The sequence below is a fragment of the Mesorhizobium sp. 10J20-29 genome, from assembly GCF_054130485.1.
This window is the reverse complement of record NZ_CP199156.1, coordinates 4,098,414-4,118,385: the sequence shown is the minus strand read 5'-3', so window position 1 is coordinate 4,118,385 and position 19,972 is coordinate 4,098,414. Positions and strand designations below refer to the sequence as shown.

Genomic DNA, 19,972 nt, shown 5'->3' with positions numbered 1-19,972 from the left:
GCCGCTGACGTCGGTCCCGTCAACCGAAAGTTCGGCGATGGACAACATCATTCTGGAAATGCGCAACATCACCAAGACGTTTCCGGGCGTGAAAGCGCTGCAGGACGTCAACCTGGATGTGCGCGCCGGCGAGATTCACGCCGTCGTCGGCGAGAACGGCGCCGGCAAATCGACGCTCATGAAGGTGCTCTCGGGCGTCTATCCGCATGGCAGCTACGAGGGGGCGATCCGCTTCCTCGGCAAGGAATGCCGCTTCTCCGGAATCCACGATTCCGAGCGCGTCGGCATCGTCATCATCCATCAGGAACTGGCGCTCGTGCCGCTCTTGTCGATTGCCGAAAACATCTTTCTCGGCAACGAGCAGTCGCATTACGGGGTGATCGACTGGAATCTCGCGCGCCGCCGCGCCGGCGAGCTGTTGCGCAAGGTCGGGCTCAAAGAGGACCCCGACACGCTCATCACCAATATCGGCGTCGGCAAGCAGCAGCTTGTCGAGATCGCCAAGGCGCTCGCCAAGAAGGTGAAGCTGCTGATCCTCGACGAACCGACCGCCTCGCTGTCGGAGAGGGACAGTGACGCGCTGCTCAGCCTTCTGGTGGAGTTCCGCGAGCAGGGCATCGCCTCGATCCTCATCTCGCACAAGCTGAACGAGGTCGGAAAGGTTGCCGACCGCATCACGGTGCTGCGCGACGGCCGCACGATCGAGACGCTTGAAAAGGCAGACATCAGCGAGGCCCGCATCATCAGCTCGATGGTCGGCCGCTCGCTCGACGACCGGTTTCCTCCGCGCCATCCCAAGATCGGCGAGGTTGTCTTCGAGGTGAACGACTGGGTCGTGCATCACCCCGTCCACCCCGATCGCGTGGCGATCAGGAACGTCAACGTCAATGTGCGCCGCGGCGAGGTCGTCGGCATCGCCGGCTTGATGGGCTCTGGCCGCACGGAATTCGCCATGAGCGTCTTCGGTCGCGCCTGGGGCACCGGCATCACTGGCAAGGTTTCGCTGCACGGCAAGCCGATTGACGTCTCGACGGTCGGGCGCGCGGTCAAGCACGGCATCGCCTATGCGACCGAGGACCGCAAGACCTACGGGCTCAACCTGATCGACCACATCAAGCACAATGTGACGGCCGCGAACCTGAAGGGGGTATCGTGGGCCGGCATCATCGACGACATGCGCGAGCTGAACGTCGCCAACGACTACCGTAAGCAGACCAACATCCGATCGTCGAGCGTCTACCAGGTGACGGGAAACCTGTCGGGCGGCAACCAGCAGAAGGTGGTGCTGTCGAAGTGGCTGTTCGCCAACCCCGAGGTGCTGATCCTCGACGAGCCGACGCGCGGCATCGACGTCGGCGCCAAATACGAGATCTACACGATCATCAACAGGCTGGCCGAGCAGGGCAAGTCCATCCTGATGATCTCGTCGGAGATGCCCGAGCTGCTCGGCGTCTGCGACCGAATCTACGTGATGAACGAAGGCCGCATCGTCGGCGAACTCCCGGCAGCCGAGGCCAGCCAGGAGAAGATCATGCGTATGATCGTGCGCGGCGACGACAAGCCGGACGAAGAGGAAGAGCATAAGGTGAGAACGGCATCATGAGCACCGAGACCGCGAGGAGCGCGCTCAATCCGGAGCGGGAGACCGCGCAGGCGGCGATCAAGCAGAATTTGCGCGAATACGGGCTCGTCCTCGCCCTGGTCGCCATCATGCTGTTCTTCCAGTGGCAGACGGGCGGCGTGCTGTTCAAGCCGGTCAACCTGACCAACCTGGTGCTGCAGAATTCCTACATCATCATCATGGCGCTCGGCATGCTTCTGGTCATTGTCGGCGGCCATATCGACCTGTCGGTCGGCTCGGTTTCGGGCTTCGTCGGCGCGGTGGCCGCCGTGCTGATGGTCCAGTACAAGCTCGACCCGGTGCTGACGACGCTCATCTGCATCGTGGTCGGCGGCCTCATCGGGGCGAGCCAGGGCTACTGGATAGCCTACATGAAGATCCCGTCCTTCATCGTCACGCTTGCCGGCATGCTTGTCTTCAAGGGACTGGCGCTGTGGTTGCTCGGCGGCCGTTCGGTGGGACCGTTCCCGCCCGAGTTCCAGCTGCTCAGCGCCGGATTCATCCCCGATGTCATCGGACCGATGACGATCGGAGGGGTGACGCTGCACTCCACGACGCTGCTGATCGGCGTGCTGATCGTGGCCGCGATGTTCTATCTCGCGCTGCGCAGCAGGCGCGCACGCGAAAGCCATGGCTATACCGCCGAGCGGTTCGGGCTTTTCGTGGCGAAGAACGCGATCATTGCCGCGATGGTGCTCTTCCTCATCTACATGATGGCCTCCTACAAGGGGCTGCCCAACGTGCTGATCGTGATGGGCGTGCTGATCGTGCTGTTCGTCTTCGTCACCAAGCGCATGACGATCGGACGGCGCATCTATGCGATGGGCGGCAACGTCAAGGCGGCGGCCCTTTCGGGCATCAAGACCGAGCGGCTGACCTTCCTGGTGTTCATCAACATGGGCATGCTGGCCGCCCTTGCCGGACTGATCTTTGCCGCGCGCCTCAACACGGCGACGCCAAAGGCCGGCCTTGGTTTCGAGCTCGACGTGATCGCGGCAGTCTTCATCGGCGGCGCCTCGATGGCGGGCGGTGTCGGCCAGGTGGCGGGCGCGGTGATCGGCGCCTTCATCATGGGCGTCATGAACAACGGCATGTCGATCATGGGCGTCAACATCGACTGGCAGCAGGTGATCAAGGGCCTGGTGCTGCTCGGTGCCGTGGTGTTCGACGTCTACAACAAGAACAAGGCTTAGCGCGGCAGGTGCTCCCGGCGCGGCCATAGGGCCGGCTGCCGGGCGAATCCGGGGCGGGATCGCCACCGGCGCGCGGGCGAGGATGCGAGGAGAACAGGATGCTGATTTCGCAGATTGTCGATGGTTCCGACATGATCCAGGTGGTCGCGCGGACCGACAGCGGCACGCGGGTCGTGAACGGCGCAAAGAGCGTCTACTCGCTTGCGCTGGAGGCGGCGCGCGCCGGTGTCGGGCTGGTTGAACTGATCGAGCGCAAGGGCTTCGGCAAGACCGTCGATCTCGAGGCCGCATACAGGCAGGGCCGCCTGATCTCGCCGATCAACCATCCGGACGCGGCGCATCTGCACCTGACCGGCACCGGCCTGACGCACCTCGGTTCGGCCGCGACGCGCGACTCGATGCACAAGAAGCTCAGTGCCGACGGTGACGAGGCGCTGACCGATTCCATGAAGATGTTCCAGATGGGGCTGGAGGGCGGCAAGCCTGCGAACGGCAAGCCCGGCGTGCAGCCCGAATGGTTCTACAAGGGCAACGGCTTCATGGCGGTTGCGCCCGGCGCACCGCTGATGTCGCCCGATTTTGCGATGGACGCCGGAGAGGAGCCGGAAATCGCCGGCATCTACGTGATCGGCGACGACGGAACGCCCTTCCGCGTCGGCTTCGCGCTGTCGAACGAGTTTTCCGACCACGTGACCGAGCGCGTCAACTACCTCTATCTGGCGCATTCCAAGCTGCGCAACGCCTCGTTCGGGCCCGAAATCCTGGTCGGGGCGCTGCCGGAAGACATTCGCGGCACGTCGCGCATCACGCGGGGCGGCGAGACGATGTGGGAGAAGCCGTTCCTGTCGGGCGAAGCCAACATGTCGCATACGATCGCCAATCTCGAGCATCACCACTTCAAGTACCCGGTGTTCCGCCAGCCGGGCGACGTGCACATCCACATGTTCGGGACCGCGACGCTGTCCTTTGCAGACGGGGTCAAGGCCGAGGAAGGCGACGTGTTCGAGATCGCCGCGGATCAGTTCGGCCTGCCCTTGAGGAACCCGCTGCATGCCGAGCCGGCAAAGCCGGTCACTGTCCGCGCGCTCTGAGCCTACCGCCCCTGCGGCGTCGCTTTGCCACGCAGTCGTGACTGGAGTGCGAGCGCGGCGGCGGCTATAGGCGGACGCATTCGGGCAACGGCAGGCGAATCCAGGGTATGGCTATCGATATCGGATATGTGAGCGCGGTCGGCGCGGGCGCCGTTTCATTCCTGTCGCCCTGCGTGCTGCCGCTGGTGCCGCCCTATCTCTGCTACATGGCCGGCGTGACGGTCGAGGATTTTCGCGCCGACGGCGATGTCGCGGCACGGGCCGGCGCGCGCACGGCGCTGCTCGCCTCTTCGCTTTCCTTCGTGCTCGGTTTCAGTACCGTCTTCGTGCTGCTTGGCGCGGGGGCCTCGACGATCGGGCATTTCCTGCGGGTCTGGCAGGAGCCGCTGGCGATGGCGGCGGGCGTCATCATCATCTTGATGGGACTGAACTTTCTCGGCCTGATCAAGATCCCTTTCCTGTCGCGCGAGGCGCGCTTCCAGAGCCAGGGCAAGCCGGCGAGCGCGGTGGCCGCCTATGTCATGGGGCTGGCCTTCGCATTCGGCTGGACGCCCTGCATCGGACCCGTACTCGGGCCGATCCTGACGCTGGCCGGCGGGCGCGAGACGGTGGGCGAGGGCGCGCTGCTGCTTGCCGCCTATTCGCTCGGCCTCGGTATCCCGTTCCTGATCGCGGCACTGTTTTCGGGCGCCTTCATGCGCTTCCTGCAGAGGTTCAAGATGCATCTGGGGCGCGTGGAGAAGGTGATCGGCGGGCTACTGGTGATTGCCGGAATCCTGTTCCTGACCGGCGGCATCCAGACGGCTTCCTACTGGCTGCTGGAGACCTTTCCCCTTCTCGGCCGGCTGGGCTGAGCGTACGGCTCAGGCAGAGGGGCGCCTGGCTTCCGCGACGAATTCCGGCAGGTTTTCCCTTACCTTTTCGAGCAGCGTTTCGGCTTCGGCTGTCGACTTGACCGCTTCGCAGGCGAGGACCTCGCCATCGTCGATGACGACTGCAAGAAGCGGCAGGCCCCGGTCTGGCGGTCCGTAGATGGCAAGCCGTGTCGTGGTCATGGGCGCTCCTCAGCGCGGTCAAGGGGCCAAATCGCGTGTTGGCATACAGGCCAGCTGTCGCCTGCTGATTCGTAGTCTGTATCGCATGGCAGTGTGGCAGGATTGGAGCATGGCAAAGCCGGTGCTAGAACATGCCGCGAATCCAGCCCGCCGAGACGGAAACCCCAGCATGTCGAAACGATCCTGCCTGTCGATCATCCTCGCCGCCGGCGAGGGCACGCGCATGAAGAGCAGCAAGCCCAAGGTGCTGCACGAAATTGCCGGCCTGCCTATGGTCGCGCATGTCGTGGCCGCCGCTCGCTCCGCCGGCGGCGGCGATGTCGCGGTGGTGGTCGGACACGGCGCCGATGCCGTGCGTAACGCCCTGACGCGGCTGTCTCCGGCGCCTGAAACCTTCGTGCAGGCCGAGCGGCTCGGGACCGGGCACGCCGTGCTTGCCGCGCGCGCGGCCATCGAACGCGGTCATGACGACGTGCTGGTGATGTTCGGCGACACGCCGCTGATCGAGGCCGACGTGCTTTCGGAGGCGCGCGCGCAACTGGCGAAGGGGGCGGCGGTCGTGGTCGTCGGGTTCCGGCCGGCCAGCCCCGCAGGCTATGGAAGGCTGATCGTCGTCGACGGAAAACTCGTCGCGATCCGCGAGGACAAGGATGCTTCCGATGCCGAGAAGCAGATCGGCTTCTGCAATGGCGGGCTGATGGCGATTTCGGGCAAGCATGCGCTCTCGCTGCTCGACAAGGTCGGCAACGCCAACGTCAAGGGCGAGTACTACCTGACCGACATCGTCGGGATCGCGGCCGAGGCCGGGCTCGACGTCGTGGCGACGGAGGCGAGTGCCGCGAGCGTGCTCGGCATCAACAACCGCGCCGAACTGGCGGAGGCTGAGGGGATATGGCAGCAGCGGCGGCGGCGCGAAGCGATGCTGTCGGGCGTGACGCTGGTTGCGCCCGAGACGGTCTATTTCTCGCACGATACCGAGATCGGGCAGGATACGCTGGTCGAGCCGAATGTCTGGTTCGGGCCGGGCGTGAAGGTGGCCGCAGGCGCAAGAATCCATGCCTTCTGCCATATCGAGGGTGCGACGATCGCCACGGGCTGCGATGTCGGGCCCTTCGCGCGGCTGCGGCCGGGCGCGGACCTGCACGAGAAGGCGAAGGTCGGCAACTTCTGCGAGGTGAAGAAGGCGACCGTCGAGAAGGGCGCGAAGGTCAACCACCTGACCTATATCGGCGACGCGCGGGTGGGGGCAGGCGCCAACATCGGCGCCGGAACGGTGACCTGCAATTACGACGGCTACTCGAAGTTCTTCACCGATATCGGCGAGGGCGCCTTCGTGGGCTCCAACTCTTCGCTGGTGGCGCCGGTCTCGATCGGCAACGGTGCCTATGTCGCGTCCGGCAGCGTCATTACCGAAAGCGTACCCGAGGATGCGCTGGCCTTCGGCCGGGCGCGCCAGAAGACGCTGCCCGGCAAGGGCAAGTCCCTGCGTGAACTCAGGGCCTCCGCAGCCGCGAAAAAGTGAACGGTCGCGGTAACCTGATTTCAATCGCGAAATGCGATGGTTGCGGCTGATACGCAACGAAACGCAAATTGACTTTCGCCGTACTGCAACCGTCCGTAAACAGGCGGTGACCACTCAGGCCGGCGGGAATCGGGACAGATATCATGTGTGGAATAGTCGGGATCGTCGGCCACTCTCCGGTCGCGCCGCTGCTCGTCGAGGCGCTGAAGCGGCTCGAGTACCGGGGCTATGACTCGGCCGGCATCGCGACCGTCGAGCATGGCGAACTGGCGCGCCGCCGCGCCGAGGGCAAGCTCGTCAACCTCCAGCGCAAGCTGGACGGCGAGCCGCTCGGCGGGCTGATCGGCATCGGCCACACGCGCTGGGCGACACATGGCGTGCCCAACGAAACCAACGCGCATCCGCATTTCTCGGACGGCGTCGCCATCGTCCACAACGGCATCATCGAGAATTTTGCAGAGCTGCGCGAGGAACTGAAGAAGGACGGCTACAGCTTCACCTCGCAGACAGACACGGAAGTCGTCGCGCACCTTGTGGGGCGCGAACTTGCTGCCGGCGCGACGCCGATCGAGGCGGCGCACAGGGCACTGAAGCGGCTCGAGGGCGCCTTTGCGCTGGCGATCATGTTCCGCGGCGACGAGGACCTCATCGTCGGCGCGCGCAACGGTCCGCCATTGGCTGTCGGTCACGGCAAGGGCGAGATGTTCCTCGGCTCGGATGCGATTGCGCTCGCCCCCTTCACCAATTCGATCACCTATCTGGAAGACGGCGACTGGGTTGTCGTGCGCCGCAACGAGTTCGCCATCTTCGACATGGAAGGCAATCCGGTCAAGCGCAAGCGGCAGCAGTCGCTGGGCACCAGCTTCATGGTCGACAAGGGCAACCATCGGCACTTCATGGAGAAGGAAATCCATGAGCAGCCTGAAGTGATCGCCCATACGCTTGCCCACTATCTCGACTTCGCGAACGGCACGTCGAGGCCGCTCGACCTGCCGTTCGACTTCGCCAAGCTCGACCGGCTGACCATCTCGGCCTGCGGCACCGCCTATCTCGCCGGCCTGGTCAGCAAGTACTGGTTCGAGCGGCTGGCGAAGCTGCCCGTCGACGTCGATATCGCGTCCGAGTTCCGCTACCGCGAAGTGCCGCTGTCGACGAAGAGCGCCGCCTTCTTCGTGTCGCAGTCGGGCGAGACCGCCGATACGCTCGCGTCGCTGCGCTACTGCAAGGCCGCAGGCGTCCCGATCGGCTCGATCGTCAACGTGCGCGAATCGACGATTGCGCGCGAATCCGACGTGACATTGCCGACACTCGCCGGACCGGAAATCGGCGTCGCCTCGACCAAGGCCTTCACCTGCCAGCTCTCGGTGCTTGCCTCGCTCGCCGTCAGGGCCGCCGCGGCGCGCGGCGCAATCAGCAGCGAGGAGGAGCGGGCGATGGTGCGCAGCCTCTCGGAGGCGCCGCGCTACGCCGCACAGGTGCTGAAGCTCGACGGGCAGATCGAGAAGGTGGCGCGCGAACTCGCCCACTACAAGCACGTGCTCTATCTCGGCCGCGACACCAACTACCCGCTGGCCATGGAAGGCGCGCTCAAGCTCAAGGAAATTTCCTACATCCATGCCGAGGGCTATGCGGCCGGCGAACTCAAGCACGGGCCGATCGCGCTGATCGACGAGCAGATGCCGGTGATCGTGATCGCGCCGCATGACCGGATCTTCGAAAAGACCGTCTCCAACATGCAGGAAGTGGCGGCGCGCGGCGGCAAGATCATCCTGATCACCGACAAGAAGGGCGCGGCGCGGGCGACCGTCGAGACGATGGAGACCATCGTGCTCCCGGACATGCCCGAGATCATCGCGCCGATCGTCTATGCGCTGCCGATCCAGCTGCTGGCCTACTACACGGCCGTGTTCATGGGTACCGATGTCGACCAGCCGCGCAACCTCGCCAAGTCGGTGACGGTCGAATAGACGCAGCTTTGCCTCAAAATCGCTGTTTCAATGGGCTTGCGTGTTCTCTAGTGTTGCAGCGCAACCAAGAGCAATCATGCAATGTCGGACCACCATAAGAGCTCAGCCATGACGCGTTTGAGGAATTATTTCCTGACGGGATTTATCGTCACTGCGCCGCTGGCGATCACGGCCTATCTCGCATGGTCGTTCATCGGCTGGGTGGATTCCTGGGTCAAACCCTATATCCCGGCCCGTTACAGCCCCGACACCTACCTGCCATTCGCGGTGCCCGGTTTCGGCCTGATCGTGGCGATCTTCCTGATCACCATGATCGGCTTCCTGACCGCCAATTTCGTCGGCCGCACGATTGTCGGCCTCGGCGAGGACATCCTCGACCGCATGCCGCTGGTGCGCAGCATCTATCGCGGCCTGAAGCAGATCTTCGAGACGGTGCTGTCCAACAAGGCGGACATGTTCCAGAAGGTCGCGATCATCGAGTATCCGCGCCGCGGCACCTGGTCGATCGTCTTCATCTCGAGCGAAAAGTCGAACGAGGTGACGGAGAAACTCGAACCCGAAGTCAGCAAGACGGTCGCCGTCTTCATGCCATCGACGCCCAATCCGACGACCGGCTACCTGCTCTACGTACCGCGCTCGGAAGTGATCGAGCTGTCGATGACGGTGGAGGAGGCGGCCAAGCTGGTGATTTCGGCCGGCCTCGTCGCACCCGAGCGCCTGCCGCTCAAGAAGAACGGCAAGAAGGTTGCCGAGCTCGTCGAGCCGCCCAGGGAAGAGGGCGGCCGGGCGGCAAGCTAGCGGTGCCTGTCAGCCGGCCCTGAGCAGCCGGACGGCGTCGTCGCGCCCGAACAGATAAAGCAGGATGCGCAGCGCCTCGCCGCGGGCCGAAGTCAGTTCCGGGTCGCGGTTCAGGATCAGCCTGGCATCGTCGCGCGCGGTCTCGAGCAGGTCGGCGTGGAACTCGATGCGCGCCACCTGAAAGCCCGGCGTGCCCGACTGGCGGGTGCCGAGCAACTCGCCTTCGCCGCGCAGCTTGAGATCTTCCTCCGAGATCAGAAACCCGTCCTCGGTCTCGCGCATGACCGTCAGGCGGCGCTTCGCCGTTTCGCCGAGCGGGTCCTTGTAGAGCAGCACGCAGGATGACGGTTTCGAGCCGCGCCCGACGCGCCCGCGAAGCTGGTGCAGCTGGGCAAGGCCGAAGCGCTCGGCATGCTCGATGACCATGATGGTGGCGTCCGGGACGTCGACGCCGACCTCGATGACGGTGGTGGCGACGAGGATGCGTGTTTCGCCTTCCTTGAAGGCGCGCATCGCCTCGTCCTTCTCCGCGCCCTTCATGCGGCCGTGCACGAGGCCGACCGCGCTGCCGAAGTCCTCTGCCAGAACCGCAAAGCGGTCCTCGGCCGACATCAGCTTGATCTCTTCCGATTCCTCGACCAGCGGGCAGATCCAGTACACTTTCTGGCCGTCGGCGACGGCATCACGGATGCGGCCGACCAGTTCGTCGACGCGGCCGAGCGGCAGCGTGACGGTGCGGATCGTTTGACGGCCGGCCGGCTTTTCGGTGAGCCGCGATACCTCCATGTCGCCGAAGGCAGTGAGGACCAGCGTGCGCGGAATCGGCGTCGCTGTCATCACCAGCATGTCGGGCGCCTCGCCCTTGGCGGTGATGGCCAGGCGCTGGTGGACGCCGAAGCGGTGCTGCTCGTCGACGACGACGAAGACCAGGTCGCGGAATTTTACCGGCTCCTGGAACAGCGCATGGGTGCCGACGACAATGTCGATCGAGCCGTCGGCAAGGCGGGCGAGCGTGTCGGCGCGGTCACGGCCCTTTTCCCGGCCGGTCAGAACGGCGACGGTGAGCCCGGCCTTTTCGGCGAGCGGCGCGATGGTGGCGAGGTGCTGGCGCGCCAGGATCTCGGTCGGCGCCATGATAGCGGCCTGGCCGCCAGCCTCGACGGCACGCGCCATGGCGAGCAATGCGACCACTGTCTTGCCGGAGCCGACATCGCCCTGCAGCAGACGTAACATCCTTTCTGGCCTGGCGAGATCGGCGATGATCTCGGACAGGGCAAATTCCTGTGAACCGGTGAGGCTATAGGGCAGGGCGGTTCGGAGTGCGGACTCGATCTTGCCATCGCCGATCAATGGCCTGCCCGAATACTTCCGGCGCCGGGCGCGGATCAGCGCCAGGGAGACCTGGCCGGCAAGGAACTCGTCATAGGCGAGGCGGCGCCAGGCAGCGCCCTCGGGCGATACGTCGAGCGGGTCCTTCGGATCATGCAGGCGGGCAAGGGCTGCGGCCAGCGGCGGAAAGCTGTGGCGGCGCGCGACGTCGGTGTCGAGCCAGTCGGGCAGGATCGGCAGGCGCGCCAGAGCCTGCGCGATGGCGCGTCGCAGCACCTTGCCGGAAAGGCCGGCCGTCATCGGATAGACCGGCTCCACGAGCGGCAGGGAGGCGGCATCGGCCGCGAGCGCGATATGGTCCGGGTGTACCATGGAGGGTCGGCCGTTGAACCATTCCATGCGGCCCGAGACGACGACATCCTCGCCGACCGGCAGCGCCTTTTCGAGATAGGCGGCGTGGGCGTGGAAGAAGGTCAGCGCGATCTCGCCGGTCTCGTCGAAGGCAAAGACCCGGTAGGGCACCGACCGGTTGCCGCGTGGGGGCGGCTGGTGGCGATCGACGCGCAGGTCGAGCGTGACGATGGCGCCCTCGGCCGAGCCGGCAATGCCCGGTCGGCTGCGCCGGTCGATGACGGTGTGGGGCAGGACGAAGAGCAGGTCGCCGACGCGGGCAGGGCGGTCGCCGAGGTCGGCCGGCACGATCTTCTCGATCAGCCCGGCGACCTTCGGCCCGACGCCTTCGAGCGAAGTGATGGGGGCAAACAGCGGATCGAGCAGGGATGGTCGCATGGTGTCAGCTTAGGCTGCGGCATGGCATGCGCAAGGCTGACAGGGCCGGCTATCCACGCTATATGCGCCCATCAACGCAGGGCAGGTACGGCATGAGCGGGACGACGCGATCAAGTGAGGGGCTGGACCCGCGCCGGCGCAAGCTGCTGTTCCGCTCCTGGCATCGCGGCATCCGCGAGATGGACCTGATCCTCGGCGGCTTTGCCGATGCCGAGATGGCCGGCTTGACCTTGGACGAACTCGACCAATATGAGAGGCTCCTCGAGGTTCAGGACGCCGACCTGCTGTCCTGGGTGACGGGCGAACAAGCTGTTCCAGAAATCCACCAGACGGCCCTGCTGAAAAGGATCGTGGCGAGCCGCGCCCATGTCGCGACCTGAAACGTGAAATCATGAGTCTCATCGATAAAATCGGCCTGCCGCAAGACCGGCCCGGCCAGTTCATCGTCGACGGCGTTGCCGACGGCTACGAGGCGTTTGCGCTGGCCGCCGTGGCGGCAGAGGCTGCGGGCGATCGCCCGGTCCTGTTCGTCGCGCGCGACGGACAGCGGCTGCCGGCGATCATCGAGGCGCTGGCATTCGCCGCGCCTGACCTGCCTGTACTGGAGTTTCCGGCCTGGGACTGCCTGCCCTACGACCGCGTGTCGCCGGGCTCGGATTCGGCGGCTCGGCGGCTCGACGCGCTGTCGGCGATGATCGCGCTGAAGGAGAAGCCGCACCGGGCGGTGATCCTGACCACGGCCAACGCGCTGCTGCAGCGCATCCCGCCGGCCGAGACCATCGAGGCGCAGGGCTTTCGCGCCAAGCCCGGCAGCATCGTCAACATGAACGACCTCATCTCGCGGCTGGAAATGTCGGGCTTCGAGCGTGTGCCGACGGTGCGCGACGTCGGCGAATTCGCCGTGCGTGGCGGCATTCTCGACCTCTACGCGCCGGGATCGCCCGAGGCCGTGCGGCTCGACTTCTTCGGCGACACGCTGGAGACGATCCGTGCCTTCGACGTGGCGACGCAGCGCAGTTCCGGCAACCGCAAGGAAGTGTCGCTGCAGGCGATGAGCGAAGTGACGCTGACGCCCGAAACAATCAGCCGGTTCCGCCGCAACTACATCGAGGCTTTCGGCGCACCGTCGCGCGACGACGGGCTCTATGCCTCGATCACCGAGGGCAAGCGCTTCGCCGGCATGGAGCACTGGCTGCCGTTCTACTACGAGCGGCTCGACACGCTGTTCGACTACCTGCCCGGCGCACCGGTGGTGTTCGACCACCTGGCGCATGAGGCGATCGACGAGCGCCACACGCTGATCCTCGATTATTACGAGGCGCGAAAGGAACAGGCCGGCGGCGCGATGAAGGACGCCGTGCCCTACAAGCCGACGCCGCCCAACCTGATCTACCTGTCGCCGGACGACATTTCGGCGGCGCTGCCCGAGCGCGCGTCGATCGAGTTTTCGCCCTTCGATGCGCCCGAGGCGGGTGCCCGCAAGGTGCTGCATGCAGGGGCGCGCAGCGGCCATAGTTTTGCCGAGGAGCGCGCCGACCCCAACGCCAATGTCTTCGAGGCAGCGGTTGCGCATGTTTCTGCGGTGCGCGCCGCCAAGCGGAAGGTCGTCATTGCCGGCTGGACCGAGGGCTCGCTCGACCGGCTGGCGCAGATCCTCGACGAGCATGGGCTCGGCAACGTCAAGCGCGTGGCAACGCTGGCCGAAGTCGAAAAACTTGGGCCGGGGCAGGCGGGCGCCGCCGTGCTGCCGCTCGAAACCGGCTTCGAGACCGACCGCTTCACGGTCGTCGCCGAGCAGGACATTCTGGGCGACCGCCTCGTGCGGCGCTCCAAGAAGCGCAAGCGCGCCTCCGATTTCATTGCCGAGGCGGCGGCCCTTTCGGCGGGCGACATCGTCGTTCATGCCGATCACGGCATCGGCCGCTTCGTGGGGCTGAAGACCATCGAGGCGCTCGGCGCGCCGCATGACTGCCTGGAGATCCACTACGCCGCCGACGGCAGGCTCTATCTGCCGGTCGAGAACATCGAGCTGTTGTCGCGCTACGGCTCGGATTCGGCCGAGGCGCAGCTCGACCGCCTGGGTGGCGGCGCCTGGCAATCGCGCAAGGCCAAGCTCAAGAAGCGCCTGCTCGAAATGGCGGGTCAACTGATCCGCATCGCCGCCGAGCGCAAGATGCGCACCGCCGTCGCGATAACGCCGCAGGATGGGCTCTACGGCGAGTTCTCGGCGCGCTTTCCCTACGAGGAGACCGAGGACCAGCAGACGGCAATCGATTCGGTGCTCGACGACCTGTCGGCCGGGCGCCCGATGGACCGGCTGATCTGCGGCGACGTCGGCTTCGGCAAGACCGAAGTGGCGCTGCGCGCCGCCTTCGTGGCGGCGATGGAAGGTTTCCAGGTGGCCGTCGTGGTGCCGACCACGCTGCTGGCGCGGCAGCATTTCAAGACCTTCTCGCAGCGCTTCTCGGGCCTGCCCGTCAATGTCCGTCAGGCGTCGCGGCTGGTGACGCCGAAGGAGCTCGCTGAAACCAAGAAGGGGCTCGCGGACGGCTCGATCGACATCGTCGTCGGCACGCATGCGCTGCTCGGCAGTGCCATCCAGTTCAAGAATCTCGGCCTGCTGATCATCGACGAGGAGCAGCATTTCGGCGTCAAGCACAAGGAACGCCTGAAGGACCTGAAGAGCGACGTGCACGTGCTGACGCTGTCGGCGACGCCGATCCCGCGCACATTGCAGCTGGCGCTGACCGGGGTGCGCGAACTGTCGCTGATCGCCACGCCGCCGGTCGACCGCATGGCGGTGAGAACCTTCATCTCGCCCTTCGACCCGCTGGTGATCCGCGAGACGCTGCTGCGCGAACGCTATCGCGGCGGCCAGAGCTTCTATGTCGTGCCGCGCATCAAGGACCTCGCCGAGGTGCAGCAGTTCCTGACCTCGTCGGTGCCGGAGCTGAAGGTAGGCACTGCGCACGGCCAGATGCCGCCCGGCGAGCTCGACGACATCATGAACGCCTTCTACGACGGCCAGTACGACGTGCTTCTGTCGACGACGATCGTCGAGTCGGGCCTCGACATTCCGACCGCCAATACGCTGATCGTGCACCGCGCCGACATGTTCGGCCTGGCGCAGCTCTACCAGCTGCGCGGCCGGGTAGGACGCTCGAAGCTGCGCGCCTATGCGCTGTTCATGCTGCCGGCCAACCGCAAGCTGACCGATACCGCCGACCGCCGCCTGAAGGTGCTGCAGTCGCTCGACAGCCTGGGCGCCGGCTTCCAGCTGGCCAGCCACGATCTCGACATCCGCGGCGCCGGCAACCTGCTCGGCGAGGAGCAGTCCGGTCACATCAAGGAAGTCGGCTTCGAGCTCTACCAGCAGATGCTCGAGGAGGCGGTTGCCGAGATCAAGGACACCGGCGAGCCGATGGATGGCGGCTGGTCGCCGCAGATCACCGTCGGGGCCGCCGTGATGATCCCGGAGAGCTACGTGCCGGACCTGCAACTCAGGCTGGCGCTCTACCGCCGGCTTGGCGACCTGCAGTCGACCGAGGAGATCGACGGTTTTGGTGCCGAACTGATCGACCGGTTCGGGCCGTTGCCCGACGAGGTCCAGCACCTGCTGAAGATCGTCTTCATCAAGGCGCTGTGCCGGCAGGCCAATGTCGAGAAGCTGGATGCCGGGCCGAAGGGCGTCGTCATCCATTTCCGCGGCAAGGAGTTTTCAGATCCGGTCGGCCTCGTCCGCTTCATCGGCGAGCAGGGCTCGCTCGCCAAGATCAGGCCGGACCAGAGCGTGGTGTTCATGCGCGACTGGCCGAATGCCGATAAGCGGCTCGCCGGTTCCGCCGTCATCATGACGCAGCTGGCGCGGATGGCGGCAAAGGCCACCTGAAAGGCCGGCTAGGAAGCTGCCAACGCCGCCTTGATCTTCTCGGCGTTGGCCGCAAGGATCTCGGGCTTCTCCATCTCGCCGGTGTGCGGCCGCAACGGCACGCCCTCGAAGCGCGGGATGATGTGGAAGTGCAGGTGGAAGACCACCTGACCGCCGGCCGGCTCGTTGAACTGCTGCACCGTCACGCCATCGGCCGAGAAGGCGCCGAGCACGGCGCGCGCGAGCTTCTGCGTGGTGCGCGCGACGGCCGCCAGGCTGTCTTCCTCGACGTCGAGGATGTTGCGCGAGGGCTTTTTCGGGATGACCAGGCAATGGCCATCGCCGCGCGGCATGATGTCCATGAAGGCGAAGGTGTCGGCGTCCTCGTAGAGCTTGTGCGAGGGAATCTCGCCGCGAAGGATTTTTGCGAAGATGTTGTCGTCCTGGTAGGTCATGCGCGCTATCCCAAAAATTGCCCAGTGCCATAATGGTCCGGCGAATCGCCTCGTTCAATGGCAGGGTCCCATGGTTCTCAACTACGTCTACCTGATCGTCGCCATCCTGTTCGAGGTGGTGGCCACGACGGCGCTGAAACAGACCGACGGGTTCACCCGCCTGATGCCGTCGCTGGTGTCTATCGGCGGCTACGCGCTAGCGTTCTACTTCCTGTCGCTGCCGCTGCGCACCATGCCGGTCGGCGTCGTCTATGCGCTGTGGTGCGGCGCCGGCATCATCTTCATCACGGCCATCGGCTGGGTCTGGTTCCGCCAGGCGCTCGACCTGCCGGCGCTCGCGGGCATGGGGCTGATCATGGCCGGCGTGATCGTGATCAATCTGTTTTCGAAGACGATCGTTCACTGATCTCCGGCTCGCCCCGCCGGAAGGGACCGTGCTCGTCGAGATATTCACCCATGCGCGACACCTCGCGGCGTTCTCGCTCGAGGTAGTCGGCGACGGCGTTGCGCAGGCCCGCATGGGCGATGAAATGCGCTGACTGCGTGGTGACCGGCCGGTAGCCGCGCGCCAGCTTGTGCTCGCCCTGCGCGCCCGCCTCGACCACCTTCAGCCCGTTTGCGATCGCGAAGTCGATCGCCTGGTGGTAGCAGACCTCGAAATGCAGGAAGCGGTGGTCCTCGATGCAACCCCAGTTGCGGCCGAAAAGCGTGTCGGAACCGATGAAGTTGATGGCGCCGGCAATGTAGCGCCCGGCGCGCTTGGCCATGACCAGCAGAACGTCGCCTGGCATGCGCTCGCCGATCAGCGAGAAGAAGGTGCGGGTGAGGTAGGGCCGGCCCCATTTGCGTCCGCCCGTGTCCAGGTAGAAGGCGTAGAAATCGTCCCAGACGGCCTCGGTCAGGTCCTTGCCGGTCAGCCACTCGATCGAGATGCCCTCGGAAAGCGCTTCGCGGCGCTCCTTCTTCAGTGCCTTGCGCTTGCGGGAGGCGAGGGTGGCCAGGAAATCGTCGTAGCTTGAATAGCCCTCGTTGAAGAAATGGAACTGCTGGTCGGTGCGGCGCAGGAAGCCGGCGCCCTCGAGGGCATCCATGTCGTTTTCCTGCGCGAAGGTGACATGGGCTGACGAGACACCGAGCTTTTCGGTGACGGCGCGCAGGCCGAGAGCGAGCCCCGAGCGCATCGTGGCCGGGTCCTGGCCGTGCGAGACAAGAAGGCGGGGGCCGGTCGCCGGCGTGAAGGGGACGGCCGCCTGCAGCTTCGGATAGTAGTTGCCGCCGGCGCGCTCGAAGGCGTCGGCCCAGCCATGGTCGAAGACGTATTCACCCTGGCTGTGCGACTTCACAAAGCAGGGCACGGCGCCGAGCAGGCTGCCGTCGGCCTTTTCCAGACGCAGGTGGTGGCCCTGCCAGCCGGTGTCGCGTACGGCACAGCCGGACTCTTCGAGGATTTGCAGGAAGTCGAACGAAATGAAAGGGTTGTAGGGAGTTTCGGAGATACCCCGCGAAGCGCCGGACAGGGCCTCCCACTCGTCGCGGGCAAAGCCGCCGATGCCGGGCACCACGCGAATGGCAAGCCCGCCATCCGCCCCGTTCGCCTCGCCTTCGGTTTCGCTCGCCATCGGTCTTTATCTATGTCGCAGTTGGCGCGGCACAAGCGCGATGTCAGGCAATGGTCAGTTCTTCCGGCAAAAAGCCCTCGAAGGTCATCTGCTCGGCCAGCGCGTAGGTCTTGTCGACCGCCGCCTTGTCGCGGACGGTCCAGGTGATGACCGGCATGGCCAGCCTGCCGCGGACGAAGTCGACGAAACGGTTCGGCATGTCGGCGAGGCAGTAGGAGACGAAGGAGATGTCGTGCGCCAGCATCGAGAAATGCGCCTCGATCTCGGCCTGGTTGGAGCCGAGCGCGGTCAGGCCGGCCGGAATTCCGGGCGCGTGGCGGGAGAAATCGCGCACCAGCCAGTGGTCAAAAGACATGATGGCGGCCTCGCCGGCATAGGTCTTGAGCAGCGTGCCGACCTGCTCGACCAGCCCGGTGTCGTGGCCGGGCGCGCCCTTGAGTTCGATGACGAGCGGGACTCGGCCGGCAACGAAATCGAGCATTTCCTGCAATGTCGGCGGATGGTCGGTGGTGCCGCCGATGCTCAGCGCGCCAAGTTCGGCCGCGGTGCGCTGCCAGACGAAGCCGTCGACGCCGGTCAGTCGTTGCAGGTCGCTGTCATGGATGACGATGGGCACGCCATCGGCCGACAGGTTGACGTCGCACTCGATGGCATAGTTGCGCTCGATGGCGCGCTCGAAGGCCGTCAGCGTGTTTTCCCACACGCTGCGGTTCATGTCGTGCAGGCCGCGATGGGCGATCGGCCGCGCGGCCAGCCAGGAAGGTCCGTTCATGATTGCTCCTGCGTCAGGCGACTTCGATGACCGCTTCGATCTCGACCGCCGCGTCGAGCGGCAGCGAAGCGGTGCCGACCGCTGAACGGGCATGCTTGCCGCGCTCGCCGAGCGCCTCGGCGAGGAAGTCGGAGGCGCCGTTGGCGACAAGGTGCTGCTCGGTAAAGCCCGGGGCCGAGGCGACAAAGACAGTGATCTTGACGATGCGGCCGATCTCCTCGAGGTCGCCGAGCGCTGCCTTTGCCTGCGCCAGGATGTTGATGGCGCAGAGTTTCGCGGCCTCCCGGCCGCCCGCAGTGTCGACCTCAAGGCCAAGCAGCCCGGCATATTCGAGCTTGCCGTCCTTGAGCGGCAGCTGACCGGCGGTGAACACGAGGTTGCCCGACCGTACGTAGGGCAGGTAGTTGGCCGCCGGCGCCGCGGCCTGCGGCAGCACCACGCCCATCTCCGTTAGCCGATTTTCGATTGTTTCACCCATCGTCTTTCCTTATGTCTGGTTCGGGGGCCATAGCCTTGGCTGAAGCTGCTATTTTTGCCTCGCTTCCGCCACGACTTTTTCTAAGCTGGTCCAAACAATTGTTGCGGCGCGCCGACGCGCCGGGAAGCCGGAGACCTGTATGCGCGCATTGCGCCTCGCCCTGATCGCCCTTGTCTCATCGCCCGTAATGGCCTCAGGAACGGGGCTTGCCGCCGTCCCGCTGATCCAGCATCGCGCCGTCTACGACCTGAAGCTCGACAACGCCTCGGACCGCTCGGGGATAACCGGCATTTCGGGCCGCATGGTCTACGAGATCCGGGGGTCGGCCTGTGACGGCTACACGGTTCGCTTCCGCTATGTGACGCAGTCGGACACGCAGGAAACCTCGCAGATCACGGACCAGCAGACCACCACCTTCGAGGATGCCGAGGGCAAGAACTTCAGTTTCGTCACGAAATCCTACATCGACCAGAATCTCGACCATGAGTTGCGCGGCAACGCGGTGCGCAACGGCACCAACGTCAAGGTCGAGATCGAAAAGCCGGAACCGAAGAGCGTCGAGCTCGAGGCGACGCAGTTCCCGACACAGCACCTTCTCGAACTGATCCGGAAAGCCAATGACGGCGAGAATTTCTACGAGACGTCGATTTTCGACGGTTCCGAGGACGCCGACAAGGCGATGACCACGACCGTCATCGTCGGCAAGCAGGAGGGAGCGTCCAAGGGCGACCCGGAGGTCAAGGCACTGGACAAGCTCGCCGGCGAGAAATTCTGGCCGGTCGACATTGCCTATTTCGACGAGAATGCAGAGGGCGGCGAGGATACGCCGGAATACCGCATCAGCTTCAAGCTCTACGAGAACGGACTGACGCGCGACCTGGAGATGGACTACGGCGAATTCGTTATCTCGGGCAAGCTGGTGGACCTTGCGGTTTTCGAGCCCGATTCGGCTTCCTGCACACGCTGAGCGACCGGATGGCGGTCTATGTAGACGAGGCCATATGGCGCTGGGCGGGGCGCAACTGGTGCCACCTGCTCGCCGACGACACCGAGGAACTGCATCGCTTCGCGGCCCGGATCGGGGTGCACCGGCTGCTCTACCAGGGGCCGCCCAAGACCTCGGCACCGCATTACGACATTACCGGCTTCGAGCGCGACCGGGCCGTCCGGCTGGGGGCTATCGCCTGCGGCCGCGAGGAGATCGTCGCCGTGTTCAGGCGGGTCAAGGTGAAGAACGGCAAGGTGCACAAGCCGAGACCGATGGCAGTCGCCAGGATACGGGAGTCCGCTTGAGCCGGCTCGGCGTCTTCGTCCCTCCACGGCCTCGCGGATGGCTCATCCGGGCCATGACACCAATCAACCGCGCCGTCATGCTCAGGGGCTCTGCCGGGCTGCGCGGCGTGTCCGACATACCC

General features: G+C 65.4%; 18 protein-coding genes. 12 read left to right on the top strand and 6 right to left on the bottom strand.

The annotated features are described in order from the left end of the window. The first annotated feature begins 37 nt into the window (after nt 1–37). From mmsA to ACT2BZ_RS19690, 4 genes are all read left to right on the top strand, one after another. Entirely contained in the window at nt 38–1,603 is a 1,566-nt protein-coding gene (mmsA, locus tag ACT2BZ_RS19705; protein ID WP_457937060.1) for a multiple monosaccharide ABC transporter ATP-binding protein, read from the top strand. Beyond that, nucleotides 1,600–2,814, top strand: a complete 1,215-nt coding sequence (mmsB, locus tag ACT2BZ_RS19700) for a multiple monosaccharide ABC transporter permease (RefSeq protein WP_457937058.1) — start codon at nt 1,600–1,602, stop codon at nt 2,812–2,814. The genes mmsA and mmsB overlap by 4 nt, the downstream gene beginning before the upstream one ends. Nucleotides 2,815–2,912: 98 nt before the next feature. Then, entirely contained in the window at nt 2,913–3,905 is a 993-nt protein-coding gene (araD1, locus tag ACT2BZ_RS19695) for an AraD1 family protein (RefSeq protein ID WP_457937057.1), read from the top strand. Nucleotides 3,906–4,012: 107 nt separating this feature from the next. Next, entirely contained in the window at nt 4,013–4,759 is a 747-nt protein-coding gene (locus ACT2BZ_RS19690; RefSeq protein WP_457937056.1) for a cytochrome c biogenesis CcdA family protein, read from the top strand. 9 nt (nt 4,760–4,768) lie between these two features. Here ACT2BZ_RS19690 and ACT2BZ_RS19685 read toward each other — a convergent pair whose 3' ends face one another. Next, nucleotides 4,769–4,960 carry a hypothetical protein gene (locus ACT2BZ_RS19685; protein ID WP_457937054.1) on the bottom strand — a complete coding sequence of 64 codons (192 nt, stop codon included), beginning with the start codon at nt 4,958–4,960 and terminating at the stop codon, nt 4,769–4,771. A 169-nt stretch (nt 4,961–5,129) separates the two neighbouring features. On the opposite strand from ACT2BZ_RS19685, the gene glmU reads away from it, so the two are divergent. The 3 genes from glmU to ACT2BZ_RS19670 all read left to right on the top strand — a co-directional run bounded on the left by glmU (nt 5,130) and on the right by ACT2BZ_RS19670 (nt 9,247). After that, on the top strand, nt 5,130–6,482 hold the full coding sequence (glmU, locus tag ACT2BZ_RS19680) for a bifunctional UDP-N-acetylglucosamine diphosphorylase/glucosamine-1-phosphate N-acetyltransferase GlmU (protein ID WP_457937052.1): 1,353 nt from the start codon (nt 5,130–5,132) through the stop codon (nt 6,480–6,482). A 143-nt stretch (nt 6,483–6,625) separates the two neighbouring features. Continuing rightward, nucleotides 6,626–8,449, top strand: coding sequence for a glutamine--fructose-6-phosphate transaminase (isomerizing) (gene glmS, locus ACT2BZ_RS19675; RefSeq protein WP_457937050.1), 1,824 nt, complete (start codon nt 6,626–6,628; stop codon nt 8,447–8,449). A gap of 108 nt (nt 8,450–8,557) precedes the next feature. Next, nucleotides 8,558–9,247, top strand: a complete 690-nt coding sequence (locus ACT2BZ_RS19670) for a DUF502 domain-containing protein (RefSeq protein WP_457937049.1) — start codon at nt 8,558–8,560, stop codon at nt 9,245–9,247. A 9-nt stretch (nt 9,248–9,256) separates the two neighbouring features. Here the strand turns inward: ACT2BZ_RS19670 and recG are convergent, their stop codons facing one another. Further along, nucleotides 9,257–11,365 (bottom strand): ATP-dependent DNA helicase RecG, encoded by a 2,109-nt coding sequence (gene recG / locus ACT2BZ_RS19665; protein ID WP_457937047.1) that lies wholly within the window; start codon nt 11,363–11,365, stop codon nt 9,257–9,259. Nucleotides 11,366–11,391: 26 nt separating this feature from the next. Here recG and ACT2BZ_RS19660 point away from each other — a divergent pair, with 26 nt between their 5' ends. Both ACT2BZ_RS19660 and mfd read left to right on the top strand, forming a co-directional pair. Beyond that, nucleotides 11,392–11,745, top strand: a complete 354-nt coding sequence (locus ACT2BZ_RS19660) for an FAD assembly factor SdhE (RefSeq protein ID WP_457937046.1) — start codon at nt 11,392–11,394, stop codon at nt 11,743–11,745. An 11-nt stretch (nt 11,746–11,756) separates the two neighbouring features. Beyond that, nucleotides 11,757–15,254, top strand: a complete 3,498-nt coding sequence (gene mfd, locus ACT2BZ_RS19655; protein WP_457937044.1) for a transcription-repair coupling factor — start codon at nt 11,757–11,759, stop codon at nt 15,252–15,254. Between the two features lie 8 nt (nt 15,255–15,262). Here mfd and ACT2BZ_RS19650 read toward each other — a convergent pair whose 3' ends face one another. Beyond that, entirely contained in the window at nt 15,263–15,688 is a 426-nt protein-coding gene (locus ACT2BZ_RS19650; protein ID WP_457937042.1) for an HIT family protein, read from the bottom strand. A 70-nt stretch (nt 15,689–15,758) separates the two neighbouring features. On the opposite strand from ACT2BZ_RS19650, the gene ACT2BZ_RS19645 reads away from it, so the two are divergent. After that, complete coding sequence (locus tag ACT2BZ_RS19645; RefSeq protein ID WP_457937040.1) at nt 15,759–16,094, top strand: DMT family transporter; 336 nt, start codon at nt 15,759–15,761, stop codon at nt 16,092–16,094. Here the strand turns inward: ACT2BZ_RS19645 and ACT2BZ_RS19640 are convergent. From ACT2BZ_RS19640 to ACT2BZ_RS19630, 3 genes are read right to left on the bottom strand one after another with little or no spacing between them, the layout of a single operon-like run. Continuing rightward, a complete protein-coding gene (locus tag ACT2BZ_RS19640; RefSeq protein ID WP_457937038.1) occupies nt 16,063–17,307 on the bottom strand; it encodes a GNAT family N-acetyltransferase in 1,245 nt (414 codons plus the stop codon). The genes ACT2BZ_RS19645 and ACT2BZ_RS19640 overlap by 32 nt on opposite strands. Nucleotides 17,308–17,350: 43 nt before the next feature. After that, nucleotides 17,351–18,079, bottom strand: coding sequence for a glycerophosphodiester phosphodiesterase (locus ACT2BZ_RS19635; protein ID WP_457937036.1), 729 nt, complete (start codon nt 18,077–18,079; stop codon nt 17,351–17,353). Between the two features lie 13 nt (nt 18,080–18,092). Then, nucleotides 18,093–18,557, bottom strand: coding sequence for a RidA family protein (locus tag ACT2BZ_RS19630; RefSeq protein ID WP_457937035.1), 465 nt, complete (start codon nt 18,555–18,557; stop codon nt 18,093–18,095). Nucleotides 18,558–18,696: 139 nt separating this feature from the next. Here ACT2BZ_RS19630 and ACT2BZ_RS19625 point away from each other — a divergent pair, with 139 nt between their 5' ends. Beyond that, nucleotides 18,697–19,524, top strand: a complete 828-nt coding sequence (locus ACT2BZ_RS19625) for a cell envelope integrity EipB family protein (protein WP_457937033.1) — start codon at nt 18,697–18,699, stop codon at nt 19,522–19,524. Nucleotides 19,525–19,532: 8 nt separating this feature from the next. Further along, entirely contained in the window at nt 19,533–19,850 is a 318-nt protein-coding gene (locus tag ACT2BZ_RS19620; protein WP_457937031.1) for a DUF4031 domain-containing protein, read from the top strand. Nucleotides 19,851–19,972 lie beyond the last annotated feature (122 nt).